The sequence below is a fragment of the Ruegeria sp. R13_0 genome, assembly GCF_017743995.1.
Lineage (GTDB): Bacteria > Pseudomonadota > Alphaproteobacteria > Rhodobacterales > Rhodobacteraceae > Ruegeria.
The window spans coordinates 63,750-75,392 of sequence record NZ_JAGHRB010000016.1 but is presented as its reverse complement, the minus strand read 5'-3'; the positions used below and the strand labels follow the sequence as shown (position 1 = coordinate 75,392).

General features: G+C 54.9%; 16 protein-coding genes and 1 pseudogene. 16 read left to right on the top strand and 1 reads right to left on the bottom strand.

The window, feature by feature from the left end:
- The 16 genes and pseudogenes from tuf to J7394_RS18890 all read left to right on the top strand — a co-directional run.
- Positions 1 to 140: pseudogene (gene tuf, locus J7394_RS18965) on the top strand (elongation factor Tu); the annotation flags it as partial.
- Positions 141 to 289: 149 nt separating this feature from the next.
- A complete protein-coding gene (locus tag J7394_RS18960) occupies positions 290 to 1,243 on the top strand; it encodes a DUF2971 domain-containing protein (RefSeq protein WP_209255352.1) in 954 nt (317 codons plus the stop codon).
- Between the two features lie 195 nt (positions 1,244 to 1,438).
- Positions 1,439 to 1,753 carry a 30S ribosomal protein S10 gene (rpsJ, locus tag J7394_RS18955; protein ID WP_008756422.1) on the top strand — a complete coding sequence of 105 codons (315 nt, stop codon included), beginning with the start codon at positions 1,439 to 1,441 and terminating at the stop codon, positions 1,751 to 1,753.
- 18 nt (positions 1,754 to 1,771) lie between these two features.
- Positions 1,772 to 2,497: a 50S ribosomal protein L3 gene (gene rplC / locus J7394_RS18950; protein WP_209255350.1), complete on the top strand. Its 726-nt coding sequence runs from the start codon at positions 1,772 to 1,774 to the stop codon at positions 2,495 to 2,497.
- On the top strand, positions 2,494 to 3,111 hold the full coding sequence (rplD, locus tag J7394_RS18945) for a 50S ribosomal protein L4 (RefSeq protein ID WP_170429267.1): 618 nt from the start codon (positions 2,494 to 2,496) through the stop codon (positions 3,109 to 3,111). The genes rplC and rplD overlap by 4 nt, the downstream gene beginning before the upstream one ends.
- On the top strand, positions 3,108 to 3,404 hold the full coding sequence (locus J7394_RS18940; RefSeq protein ID WP_008757532.1) for a 50S ribosomal protein L23: 297 nt from the start codon (positions 3,108 to 3,110) through the stop codon (positions 3,402 to 3,404). Before rplD ends, J7394_RS18940 begins: the two co-directional genes overlap by 4 nt.
- 206 nt (positions 3,405 to 3,610) lie before the next feature.
- Positions 3,611 to 4,147, top strand: coding sequence for an ImmA/IrrE family metallo-endopeptidase (locus J7394_RS18935; RefSeq protein WP_209255348.1), 537 nt, complete (start codon positions 3,611 to 3,613; stop codon positions 4,145 to 4,147).
- Positions 4,148 to 4,157: 10 nt separating this feature from the next.
- Positions 4,158 to 5,231, top strand: a complete 1,074-nt coding sequence (locus J7394_RS18930) for a hypothetical protein (RefSeq protein ID WP_209255346.1) — start codon at positions 4,158 to 4,160, stop codon at positions 5,229 to 5,231.
- A gap of 182 nt (positions 5,232 to 5,413) precedes the next feature.
- The gene (gene rplB / locus J7394_RS18925; protein WP_120633917.1) at positions 5,414 to 6,256 is read left to right on the top strand and encodes a 50S ribosomal protein L2; all 843 of its coding nucleotides are present in this window, start codon (positions 5,414 to 5,416) and stop codon (positions 6,254 to 6,256) included.
- 3 nt (positions 6,257 to 6,259) lie between these two features.
- Positions 6,260 to 6,538 (top strand): 30S ribosomal protein S19, encoded by a 279-nt coding sequence (gene rpsS, locus J7394_RS18920; protein ID WP_005980699.1) that lies wholly within the window; start codon positions 6,260 to 6,262, stop codon positions 6,536 to 6,538.
- Between the two features lie 3 nt (positions 6,539 to 6,541).
- Positions 6,542 to 6,922: a 50S ribosomal protein L22 gene (rplV, locus tag J7394_RS18915; RefSeq protein WP_039538267.1), complete on the top strand. Its 381-nt coding sequence runs from the start codon at positions 6,542 to 6,544 to the stop codon at positions 6,920 to 6,922.
- Entirely contained in the window at positions 6,922 to 7,632 is a 711-nt protein-coding gene (gene rpsC, locus J7394_RS18910) for a 30S ribosomal protein S3 (protein WP_008758042.1), read from the top strand. Before rplV ends, rpsC begins: the two co-directional genes overlap by 1 nt.
- Before the next feature lie 12 nt (positions 7,633 to 7,644).
- Positions 7,645 to 8,058, top strand: coding sequence for a 50S ribosomal protein L16 (gene rplP / locus J7394_RS18905; protein WP_058283513.1), 414 nt, complete (start codon positions 7,645 to 7,647; stop codon positions 8,056 to 8,058).
- Between the two features lie 278 nt (positions 8,059 to 8,336).
- Positions 8,337 to 8,825 (top strand): HPP family protein, encoded by a 489-nt coding sequence (locus J7394_RS18900; protein WP_209255344.1) that lies wholly within the window; start codon positions 8,337 to 8,339, stop codon positions 8,823 to 8,825.
- Positions 8,826 to 8,848: 23 nt separating this feature from the next.
- Positions 8,849 to 10,216, top strand: a complete 1,368-nt coding sequence (locus tag J7394_RS18895) for a sodium:proton antiporter (protein WP_209255342.1) — start codon at positions 8,849 to 8,851, stop codon at positions 10,214 to 10,216.
- Between the two features lie 88 nt (positions 10,217 to 10,304).
- Positions 10,305 to 10,925 carry a 2OG-Fe(II) oxygenase family protein gene (locus tag J7394_RS18890; RefSeq protein WP_209255340.1) on the top strand — a complete coding sequence of 207 codons (621 nt, stop codon included), beginning with the start codon at positions 10,305 to 10,307 and terminating at the stop codon, positions 10,923 to 10,925.
- 81 nt (positions 10,926 to 11,006) lie between these two features.
- Here the strand turns inward: J7394_RS18890 and J7394_RS18885 are convergent, their stop codons facing one another.
- Positions 11,007 to 11,441 (bottom strand): hypothetical protein, encoded by a 435-nt coding sequence (locus J7394_RS18885; RefSeq protein ID WP_209255338.1) that lies wholly within the window; start codon positions 11,439 to 11,441, stop codon positions 11,007 to 11,009.
- Positions 11,442 to 11,643 lie beyond the last annotated feature (202 nt).

The window sequence follows — 11,643 nt, the reverse complement described above, 5'->3', positions numbered from 1 at the left end:
AGATGGTCATGCCTGGCGACAACGTGTCGTTCGGCGTTGAGCTGATCGCGCCGATCGCGATGGAGCAGGGCCTGCGTTTCGCGATCCGCGAAGGCGGCCGTACCGTCGGCGCCGGCGTTGTGTCGAAGATCACCGAATAATCACGGTAGGCCGGGCTTCAGCCCGGCACATCGTTGAACGAAAGAAGGCCGTCCCAAACAGGGGCGGCCTTTTTGATAGGCTAAAGTCACTACAGAGTTTAAGACCGCATAGAACAAAGAATTAATCCAAATGGAGACCATAAAGACTAATGGAAGTTGATGAAGGCACTCAGAAGTTTCTCCAGATTTTCCAGCCAGGGTACCTCGAAAAAATGAGCGAGGTTGCTGAAACGGGGCAACGCTTTGCCTACTACACAAATGCCGACACGGCCTTGAAAATCCTACGGAACCAAGAACTCTGGTTTCGCAATGCGACTGTCTTGAATGACTTTTCAGAGATATCCTATGGCATAGAGTTGATGCACTCGACTCTCTCGGGGCCGTCTGGGCAACGTTTCGAGGAGTCGGTAGAGGACATTTTCAAAGGAACAATTGAACTAGTTAATGAGCGCCTTAAGGGTTGGGTGGACGACTGGCAACTCGAAACTTACATCGCATGCATTTCAGAGCACGACGATTCAGAAGATCGCAGTGGTCGTTTGTCAATGTGGCGAGCGTATGGAGATACGGCGCTTGTGATTAATAACACACCGCTGATGGCCGTTACAGATCTTTTGGGGGTTTACTCAACGCCCGTCGAATACCTTTCACTAGATGAGTACCAGACGCGGCTGGACAGGATTACAGACTGTTTTTTGATTAACCGACGATATCTTCAGTCGCTAGGCCAACCTACTATCGTTGAGTACATCCATCACATGTTGTTTCTGAGCGCGATTTCCACGAAGCACCCTGGGTTCTCGGAAGAGAAAGAGTGGCGACTTTTTTATAGGCCCAACGAACAAAAAAGCGCAGCAATGGTCGAGCGCATCGAGGTTTTGGGGGGAGTGCCCCAAATAGTGTTCTCACTTCCTCTCAAAAACGAACCCGAACAAGGGTTGTTCAGCGCTGATATACCGACTTTGTTGGATCGAGTAATAATAGGACCTACCGAATATCCTTATGTAAGTGAGCGAGCGTTTGTGCGTGTCTTAGAGGAGGTTGGCGTCTCGGATGTTTCGAATAAGGTCGTTCCATCAGATATTCCGTTGAGAACTGGCTAGGAGGTTGTTTGCGCCGGAATAGGTTTGTATTCAGGTGAAACAAACCCCTTGCCAAACCCCACCAACCCCACTAATACGCGCGAGTTCTCAACAAGAACGTCAAGGCGGGGTGATTCCCGCCTTTTGGGTTCGAAGAGGGTTGGCGATGCGCGTCCGTCCTCCTCTCAACCTCAACGCCTAAAAAAGGCTGTTAATATGCAAAGCCAAAATATCCGTATTCGGCTGAAGGCATTTGACTATCGCGTTCTGGATGCCAGCACGCAAGAGATCGTCAACACTGCCAAGCGGACCGGCGCGAACGTGCGCGGCCCGATCCCGCTGCCGAACAAGATTGAGAAGTTCACGGTTCTCCGTGGCCCTCACGTTGACAAGAAATCCCGCGACCAGTTCGAGATCCGCACGCACAAGCGTCTGCTCGACATCGTTGATCCGACCCCCCAGACCGTTGACGCGCTGATGAAGCTCGACCTCGCTGCTGGTGTGGACGTCGAGATCAAGCTGCAGTCGTAAGATCGGAGGGTATAGATTATGCGCTCTGGTATTATCGCAAAAAAAGTTGGCATGACCCGCCTGTTCATGGAAGACGGCAAGCAGATCCCTGTGACCGTTCTTCACCTGGACAACCTGCAGGTCGTTGCACAGCGTACCGCTGACAAAGACGGCTACACCGCCGTTCAGCTGGGCGCCGGTGCTGCCAAGGCAAAACGCACCTCGAAAGCCATGCGCGGTCACTACGCCGCAGCCAAGGTTGAGCCCAAGCGTAAGCTGGCCGAGTTCCGCGTCTCCGAAGATGGCCTGATTGATGTGGGCGCCGAGATTTCGGCAGATCACTTCCTGGAAGGTCAGAAAGTTGACGTTTCGGGCACCTCGATCGGTAAAGGCTTTGCCGGTGCGATGAAGCGTTGGAACTTTGGTGGTCTGCGCGCCTCGCACGGTGTTTCGATCAGCCACCGTTCGCACGGTTCGACCGGTCAGTGTCAGGACCCGGGCAAGGTTTTCAAAGGCAAGAAGATGGCCGGTCACATGGGTGCTGCTCGTGTAACCACCCAGAACCTGGAAGTCGTCAAAACCGACGCCGACCGGAACCTGGTCTTCATCAAAGGCGCCGTTCCCGGGCCGAAATCGGGCTGGGTTACCGTTAAGGACGCCGTGAAGAAGAAAGCACCGGAAGGCCTGCCTTTCCCGGCTGCTGTGAAATCGGCTGCAACCGAAGCACCTGCGGAAGAAGCTCCCGCGGAAGGTGGTGAAGCATGAAACTTGATGTAATCAAACTGGACGGCGGCAAAGCCGGCGACATCGAGCTGAACGCCGATCTGTTCGGTCTCGAGCCGCGCGCGGACATTCTGCACCGTGTGGTCCGTTGGCAGCGCAACAACGCGCAGGCCGGCACCCACAAGGTCAAGACCCGCTCGGAAACCAGCTACTCGACCAAGAAGATCTATCGCCAGAAGGGCACCGGTGGCGCACGCCATGGTGACCGTAACGCGCCGATCTTCCGTGGTGGTGGTATCTACAAAGGCCCCGTCGTGCGCTCGCACGGCCACGACCTGCCCAAGAAGTTCCGCAAGCTTGGCCTGCGCCACGCTCTGTCGGCCAAAGCCAAGGCAGGTGAACTGGTTGTGATCGAGAGTGCCGAAGCCGAAGGCAAGACCGCCGCTCTGGCCAAACAGGTTGCAAACCTGGGCTGGAAACGCGCTCTGGTCATCGACGGCGCGACCGTGAACGAAGGGTTCCTGAAAGCGTCCAAGAACATCGAAGGTCTGGATATCCTGCCGTCGATGGGCGCAAACGTCTATGACATCCTCAAGCGTGACACCCTGGTGCTCACCAAAGCGGCTGTCGAAGCACTGGAGGCTCGTCTGAAATGAGCGCGAAGGCAGAACACTACGACGTGATCCGCAAGCCGATCATCACCGAAAAGTCGACCATGGCGTCCGAAAACGGCGCGGTTGTCTTTGAAGTGGCGATCGACAGCAACAAGCCGCAGATCAAAGAGGCCGTTGAGGCGCTGTTTGGTGTGAAGGTCAAAGCGGTGAACACCACCGTGACCAAAGGCAAGGTCAAGCGGTTCCGCGGCCAGTTGGGTCGTCGGAAAGACGTCAAAAAAGCATATGTGACCCTGGAAGAGGGTAACACCATCGACGTGAGCACCGGTCTCTGATCGGACCTGTCTTTGGAGAGAGATAAAGGCCCCCGCGAAAGCGGGGGTTTTTTTGTGGGTTATGCAACCTACATTACATACAGGCACACTATGTTGCGTGGATAAAGCAATGCAGGGCAATATAATGCTTTATTAACTTGTTTCAGCTTTGTTTCACATGCTAAAATCGCTCTGCAAATGTCTAACGTTTGCAAATGGAGGGTATTTTGATCGAGAATTTTTACGCTCCCAAAGCTCTGGGTGCCTCCAAAGCCGGCGTCGAAAGATTCGCCGAAGACTTGGCTAAGAAAATTGGTTTTGGCCCCGGAGACAGCATTGAGGAGTTGGTTCAGAGGATTGGTGGTCGGCTTGTCGTTGGCACTAGTGGGTTTGGCGATGAGGAAAGTGGCTCAATCATTGCACGAGAAGTCAACGATTTCGAAATTTTTGTTTCTCGTCATACTTCTTTGAAACGTGATCGGTTCACGATTGCGCACGAGTTGGGTCACTTGTTGCTTCATTTCCGGGCCATCAAGGATGAAGATGAGCATGCCGTCATGCGTGCGACTCGCTACGTAGACCAAAGCGATCAGGATCAGCAGCGTGCTGAGTGGGAAGCCAATTGGTTTGCGGCTGCATTTCTCATGCCTTCAACAGAATTTGCAGCCACCGTTAAAAAGAGTGGAGTTCATTCAGCGGCGATTGAATATGGCGTGAGCCAGGTTGCGGCTGACATTCGCGCAAAGAATTTGAACGTCTCCTAAAGGGAATTTTATGTCGGAATTGAAAGTGCCGGATTACCGGATTCGGCTTTTTTTGTCTGTCGACCTCACGGGTTCTACTGCATTTAAGTCAAAACATGACACTCAACTATGGCGAGCCGCGTTTAGAGAATTCTACGGTCGATTTCCCAAATCATACGAAGACTCGTTTCAAAAAAAATGCACGCATATTGGGGGAATGTCGCCGCAAGAGAAAAGCGCGACGCCGAAAGTGTGGAAGACAATCGGGGATGAAATTCTATTCGTAAACCGCGTTTACAGCGTTACTCACCTCGGAGCCTACGTGGCCGCATTTTCTGAAACGCTGCATACTTTCGGCGAGTTTATCGGTAGAACCTATGCAGGGCTCAATGCAAAAGGTAATGGCTGGATCGCTGCGTTCCCCAGCCCAAACAAAAGCATCGCTGTTAGCCATACGGCGGGAGAGGATCCGTTTGCAGGCGTACATGGACTGGAAACAGAAGAGTTTGAGTTAGAAGTTGATGAAAACCCGAAAAACTTCGATTTTCTAGGTAAGGGGATTGATGGCGGATTTCGAATTTCTCGAAATTCCACGGTAGATACGTTCACGATTTCTCCCGCTTTGGCATACTTGCTTACGGAGGCTGCTAGTAACAAAGGTCTCACGAAGTTTGAACTTGGATTTAACTTCGAAGAAATGCAGTCTTTCAAGGGTGTATTGGATGGTTCTCCCTGCCCAATCATCTCAATTGATACGATGCGCAGTAAAGAAGAACGCGAATTGCGTGAAATGGAAGCTTCACTGCTGGGCAGGCCATCAATGGTGGGAAATCTCGATGATTTTAAGGGCTACTTAGAGAAATTTATCCAGCTCCGGCGTGTAGAGATGCCGTCACTGAAGCTTTCCCACGGTCAAGATGACTTGCCGCCTCCCGAACATTACGAAGATTTCGTAGCTCAGTGGAATACTGAGAAAGAAACTGTTGCCCAACAAGATAAGAACCAAACGGATGCATCCTTGGAGGATGGCGATGTATCTAAGGACGAGAGCTTGCCAGATGTAGATGATCTTTCCCGGGCAATCTCCGGTAATCCAGAAAATTAGATACCCTATAGACACCCACCCCCAACACTGCTAGACGCTCCCAATCTTGCGGCCTCGGATTCGTTCCTGGGTCTCTGATATTTGTAACCGGGGACCTTCGGGGCCCTATACCCTTGGCACCTACGGGGGCCTATCACATAGCGGGGAAATCCCTCGCACTTGCTAAACGGAAGACAGAAAGCATGGCACTCAAGTCGTACAAGCCGACGACGCCGGGCCAGCGCGGGCTGGTGCTGATCGACCGTTCGGAGCTTTGGAAAGGACGTCCGGTCAAGTCTCTCACTGAGGGTTTGACCAAATCGGGCGGCCGGAACAACACCGGACGGATCACTTCACGCCGCCGCGGCGGTGGCGCAAAGCGTCTCTACCGGATCGTTGACTTCAAACGGAACAAATTTGATGTCGCGGCAACCGTCGAGCGGATCGAATATGACCCGAACCGGACCGCATTCATCGCACTGGTAAAATACGAAGACGGCGAGCAGGCATATATCCTGGCTCCGCAGCGTCTGGCTGTTGGTGACAAAGTCGTGGCATCCGCCAAGGCCGACATCAAGCCGGGCAACGCAATGCCGTTCTCGGGCATGCCCATCGGTACCATCGTCCACAACATCGAGATGAAGCCTGGTAAAGGCGGGCAGATCGCACGTGCGGCCGGTACTTACGCTCAGTTCGTTGGTCGCGATGGCGGCTACGCTCAGATCCGTCTGAGCTCGGGCGAGCTGCGCATGGTCCGTCAGGAATGCATGGCCACCATCGGTGCCGTATCCAACCCCGACAACAGCAACCAAAACCTCGGTAAAGCCGGTCGTATGCGCCACAAGGGCGTTCGTCCGTCGGTTCGTGGTGTTGCAATGAACCCGATCGATCACCCGCACGGTGGTGGTGAAGGTCGTACCTCGGGTGGCCGTACGCCGGTTACTCCGTGGGGTAAGGACACCAAGGGTAAGCGTACCCGCAACAAGAACAAAGCGTCCCAGAAGCTGATCATCCGCTCGCGGCACGCCAAGAAGAAGGGACGTTAATCCATGTCTCGCTCTGTTTGGAAGGGTCCTTTCGTCGATGCTTACGTGCTGAAAAAAGCCGAAGCAGCGCGCGAGTCGGGCCGCAACGAAGTCATCAAAATCTGGTCGCGTCGTTCCACCATTCTGCCCCAGTTCGTGGGTCTGACCTTTGGTGTGTACAACGGCCAGAAGCACATTCCCGTCAACGTCTCGGAAGACATGATCGGTCAGAAGTTCGGTGAATACTCGCCGACCCGCACCTATTATGGCCACGCCGCAGACAAAAAAGCGAAGCGGAAGTAAGTCATGGGCAAGGAAAAGAACCCCCGCCGCGTGGCTGAAAACGAAGCAATGGCGAAAACCCGCATGCTTCGCACCAGCCCGCAGAAACTGAACCTGGTTGCGCAAATGATCCGCGGCAAGAAAGTTGAGAAGGCTCTGACCGACCTGACTTTCTCGAACAAGCGTGTCGCGCAGGACGTCAAGAAGTGCCTGCAGTCCGCAATCGCGAATGCCGAAAACAACCATAACCTGGACGTTGACGAGCTGATCGTCGCCGAAGCATGGGTTGGCAAGAACCTGGTCATGAAGCGCGGTCGCCCGCGGGCCCGTGGCCGTTTCGGCAAGATCATGAAGCCGTTCTCGGAGATCACCATCAAGGTGCGTCAAGTTGAGGAGCAAGCCTAATGGGTCATAAAGTCAATCCGATCGGCATGCGCCTGCAGGTCAACCGCACCTGGGACAGCCGCTGGTACGCCGACACAAAGGACTACGGTGATCTTCTGCTGGAAGACCTCAAGATCCGTGAGTTCATCAACAAAGAGTGCAAGCAGGCCGGTGTTGCCCGTGTGATCATCGAACGTCCGCACAAGAAGTGCCGCGTTACGATCCACACTGCACGTCCCGGTGTCATCATCGGCAAGAAAGGTGCAGACATCGAAGTTCTGCGCAAAAAGCTTGCTCGTATGACCGACAGCGAACTGCACCTGAACATCGTCGAAGTGCGCAAGCCCGAGCTTGACGCGCAGCTGGTTGCCGAGTCCATCGCTCAGCAGCTGGAACGTCGTGTTTCGTTCCGTCGCGCAATGAAGCGCTCGGTTCAGAACGCCATGCGTATGGGCGCCTTGGGTATCCGGGTGAACGTCGCTGGTCGTCTGGGCGGCGCCGAAATCGCACGGACCGAGTGGTACCGCGAAGGCCGCGTGCCTCTGCACACCCTGCGTGCCGACATCGATTACGCACATGCCGAAGCGATGACTCCTTACGGGATCATCGGGATCAAGGTCTGGATCTTCAAAGGTGAGATCATGGAGCACGATCCGCAGGCACGTGACCGTAAAGCACAGGAACTCCAGGACGGCCCTGCACCTCGTGGTGCTGGTGGCGGTCGTCGCTAAGGAGGGAAAGATATGCTTCAACCAAAGCGTACTAAATTCCGCAAGATGCACAAAGGCCGGATCAAGGGTCTCGCCAAGGGCGGCTCTGATCTGAACTTTGGCACCTACGGCCTGAAAGCTCTTGAGCCTGAGCGTGTAACTGCACGCCAGATCGAAGCTGCACGTCGTGCCATGACGCGTCACATGAAGCGTCAGGGCCGTGTCTGGATCCGCATCTTCCCCGACACTCCGGTCACTGCAAAGCCGATCGAAGTTCGTATGGGTAAAGGTAAAGGTTCGGTCGACCGCTGGGCCTGCAAAGTCAAGCCTGGTCGCGTGATGTTCGAGATCGACGGCGTCAATGACGACATCGCCCGTGAGGCCCTGCGCCTGGCCGCGATGAAACTGCCGATCAAGACTCGCGTCGTGGTTCGCGAAGACTGGTAAACAGTCCGAGGAAACCCGAACAGAATTGCCCCCGCCGAGAAATCGGTGGGGGCTTTTTCGTTTATGACCTCTCGCAAACCCGTTAGGCGCCCAATTCCGAGATTCAATACCGGCATTGCAAAAAAGATGGGGCTCAGGGGTGGCATATTCTCTCATCTGGTGAAAAGAAGCGCTCGCAATACCTTCCCAATCAGAGCTTGGGTCGATCTTACTCCGATACGGCTTGAGCACGAACTGTGCCTTGGCTCTGAAACTCCGCTGAAAGACCGAGGACACGTATGGGCCTTACTTGCCGGGACGTCATGGTCCCCCCTGAAAAACAGAAGACAATTCATCCCGATGATACAGTCGCCAAGGCGTTTGAGATCATCCGCGACAGCCGCGCCCGGTTCTTGCCGGTGGTGGGGGACGACGGTAGCTTCCAAGGCGTTTTCACCGCGCCCACGCTGATAAAGATGATCCTGCCGCGTGCGGCCCGTATTGGTGTAAGCGATGAGACGTCGCGCGTTGCGATCAGCCATCTCAGCTTTATGGATCTGACCAAGGAAGACATCAGCGAACAGATCAAGCGCCTGCACGAAGAGCGGGTCGGAGATCACATGTCGAACCCGGCAAACATCCCGGTTCTCGCACCCGACACGCCGGTGATGGAAGGCATTTTCCTGATCCACAAATTCAAACGCCACGTTTTCCTCGTGGAACCCGAGACCAATCGCTTTGTCGGCTCTGTCAGCCCGAACTCGTTGATTGATCACGCGCTGAGCTAACCCCTAAAGACCGGATCAGACCATTGACCGACCATTCCGTTTCGCATGGAGAACACGCGTTCTCCGTTCCTCAGCTGTTGGGGATTGACCCTGTGTGGGTCGCCACCGGTATCCTGATTGCAGTTTATGCCGTCCTGGTGACCGAAAAAGTAAACCGCGCCATTCTGGCCATGCTGGGGGCATCGCTGATGGTGCTGTTCGGTATCATCAACCAGGAACAGGCCGTCGCGGGCGTTGATGCCAACACATTGGCGCTGCTGATTGGCATGATGGTGATCGTCGGGATCACCAGTAAATGCGGGTTGTTCCAATTCGTCGCCATCAAGGCCGCAAAGGTGGTCAAGGCCAATCCGACCGGCATCCTGATCATGCTGACGCTGATCACGGCAGTGTTCTCGGCTTTGCTCGACAACGTGACCACTGTTCTGTTGATCGCGCCGATCACCTTGCTGATCACGGACGCGCTCGAGACGCGCGTTTACCCGTTTTTCTTTGCCGAGATTTTGGCCTCGAATGTGGGCGGCACGGCCACTCTGATTGGTGACCCGCCGAACATCATCATCGGCTCGGCCGCGGGCCTCAGCTTCAATGACTTCGTGGTTAACCTTGCGCCGATCTCGGCCATCTGTCTGGTGGTGCTGACCGGTATCATCTACCTGATGAACCGCCGCACGCTGGCCGCCATCCCCAAATCCGCCTGCGAAAAGATCATGCGTTTCAATGAAAACGAAGCGATCACCGATGTCGGCCTGATGATCAAATCCCTGTCGGTTCTGGCGCTGACCCTGCTTGGTTTCACGCTTGGCCATGGCTACGGTATCCAGCCGGGCACCTCGGCGCTGGCCGGTGCTGCGCTGCTGATGCTGCTGGCCTACGGACACCAGCACGGAGAAGAGCAGTCCGAATCCGTTCACCACATCTTTGGCGAGGTTGAGTGGATCACCATCTTCTTCTTCGGCGGTCTGTTCGTTATCGTTGCAGGCGTTGAGCATGTCGGCTTGCTCGAATTCTTCGGTGAGAAAGTGCTGGAGCTGACCGAAGGCGACATGATGTGGACTGCGTTCTTCATCTTCTGGGCCTCGGGCATCTTGTCGGCCATTCTGGACAACATCCCCTTCGTGGCCACGATGATCCCTCTGATCGAGTCCACTGCTGACACGTTCGGCGGGCCTGACGCGATCGAGCCTCTGTGGTGGTCGCTGGCTCTGGGCGCCTGTCTGGGCGGCAACGGGACTTTGCTGGGCGCAAGCGCCAACCTGACGGTTGCTGCCTTTGCCGAAAAGGCCAAGCAGCCGATTGGCTTCGTCAAATTCGCGCTCATGGCGTTCCCAATCATGATCCTGACCCTGATGATCGCCAACGTCTATCTCTGGCTGCGCTACTTCTACTAAAGAGCCAAACGAAAGATCGCACCCGAGCAGCCGCTTTTCTGAGGCGGCTGCTCTCGCCCTTGTGCTTCGGCTGGGATATAGCCGGGGCATGGCTCAGATTGAATCACTCTTCGTTACCCGTCTCTATCGCGCAGCTTTGTCCGAGTTCGATCCCAAGATCGACGTGGGCGAGCTGGAAAACTCCTGTCTTGTTATCGCCGAGGATGATGAGGCCGGGCAGGAATGGTGTGAAGAGAATGGCTATCCCGGCTATACCAGCTACGCCTCGCTGACCGATCTGCCTTGGCGCTTCCCAATATTCAACGATCTGGTGCAGGCGCTGGATCAGCACGTCGCCGCCTTTGCCAAGGATCTGGAATTTGATCTAGGCGAGGGGGAGCTGAAGCTGGAGGACCTGTGGATCAATATCCTGCCGGAGGGCGGCATGCACTCCAGCCACCTGCATCCGCACAGCGTGATCTCGGGCACAACCTATGTGGCCATGCCCGAAGGCGCGAGCGCGCTGAAGCTGGAAGACCCCCGCTCAGGCCGCATGATGGCCGCGCCGACGCGTGTGAAAGGCGGGCGGCGCGATTTGCAGCCGTTCATCTATATGAAGCCTCAGGTGGGGGATGTCCTGCTTTGGGAGAGCTGGCTGCGTCACGAGGTGCCGATGAACATGGCAGAAGACGAGCGGATTTCGGTGAGTTTTAATTATAAGTGGGAGTGAACCCCGGTCCGCGCAGCGGCAATCGCTCCGGTGGAGCGATTGAGGGGCGAACGGGCGGAGCCCAATGCTGTGAAGAGCAGACTACATATTCGCGTTGCCCGCTAGGGTCTCAACGATTTCCTGCGCTGTCATAATTCTAATCTTGAATTCCTTTTCGAGTTGCTTTCGATGTTTAAGGAAGTCTGTATCGCTTGTTGCAAAGAGATCGCGACCGCTCACAATATGATCTTCCAAGTGTAGGGCGTCTGCGTGGTGGCCTCTGCCCAAGATAGCGTTTATTCTCTCAAAGGGCGTTTCGTCGGACGCGATTTTCGCGTTTCCTATGGTCGCAAATGGACTGTCTATGAAGCCCGTTGGCAGACTTTTTCGCTCGGGCTTGATCTTTTTGGTAGTTACAACAGCTTCAATGTTAACTCCCCAAAGTTCGATGTATCCCTGCTGTTCGAGTTTACGTAGAAGTCTTAGGTCTGCGCTTGGATCCCAAGTTACTGTGTGTATTCTCTTTCTTTCGTGCATTGGGCTTTCCAAAAAATCGTCAAGACAATATACGCGTCGATAACAACTATGACTAACGAATGTCGATTGGCTTGGGCTCTTTTAAACCTAACGACCAAACGTCTCGCCAACTCTCCAAACTTCCTCTTGCCACCCACCGTTTAAACCCTTATACGGCGGCATCCTGCAAGTCCCCCGGCCGAGTCGGGGGATTCGCATGTCT

What these genes read in the sequence shown, in the direction of transcription:
- J7394_RS18930 (WP_209255346.1), top strand. Translation starts at nt 4,158, where the DNA reads ATGTCGGAATTGAAAGTGCCGGATTACCGGATTCGGCTTTTTTTGTCT.
- J7394_RS18940 (WP_008757532.1), top strand. Translation starts at nt 3,108, where the DNA reads ATGAGCGCGAAGGCAGAACACTACGACGTGATCCGCAAGCCGATCATC.
- J7394_RS18960 (WP_209255352.1), top strand. Translation starts at nt 290, where the DNA reads ATGGAAGTTGATGAAGGCACTCAGAAGTTTCTCCAGATTTTCCAGCCA.
- rplP (WP_058283513.1), top strand. Translation starts at nt 7,645, where the DNA reads ATGCTTCAACCAAAGCGTACTAAATTCCGCAAGATGCACAAAGGCCGG.
- J7394_RS18900 (WP_209255344.1), top strand. Translation starts at nt 8,337, where the DNA reads ATGGGCCTTACTTGCCGGGACGTCATGGTCCCCCCTGAAAAACAGAAG.
- rpsS (WP_005980699.1), top strand. Translation starts at nt 6,260, where the DNA reads ATGTCTCGCTCTGTTTGGAAGGGTCCTTTCGTCGATGCTTACGTGCTG.
- J7394_RS18885 (WP_209255338.1), bottom strand. Translation starts at nt 11,441, where the DNA reads ATGCACGAAAGAAAGAGAATACACACAGTAACTTGGGATCCAAGCGCA.
- J7394_RS18890 (WP_209255340.1), top strand. Translation starts at nt 10,305, where the DNA reads ATGGCTCAGATTGAATCACTCTTCGTTACCCGTCTCTATCGCGCAGCT.
- rplV (WP_039538267.1), top strand. Translation starts at nt 6,542, where the DNA reads ATGGGCAAGGAAAAGAACCCCCGCCGCGTGGCTGAAAACGAAGCAATG.
- rplB (WP_120633917.1), top strand. Translation starts at nt 5,414, where the DNA reads ATGGCACTCAAGTCGTACAAGCCGACGACGCCGGGCCAGCGCGGGCTG.
- rpsJ (WP_008756422.1), top strand. Translation starts at nt 1,439, where the DNA reads ATGCAAAGCCAAAATATCCGTATTCGGCTGAAGGCATTTGACTATCGC.
- rpsC (WP_008758042.1), top strand. Translation starts at nt 6,922, where the DNA reads ATGGGTCATAAAGTCAATCCGATCGGCATGCGCCTGCAGGTCAACCGC.
- rplC (WP_209255350.1), top strand. Translation starts at nt 1,772, where the DNA reads ATGCGCTCTGGTATTATCGCAAAAAAAGTTGGCATGACCCGCCTGTTC.
- rplD (WP_170429267.1), top strand. Translation starts at nt 2,494, where the DNA reads ATGAAACTTGATGTAATCAAACTGGACGGCGGCAAAGCCGGCGACATC.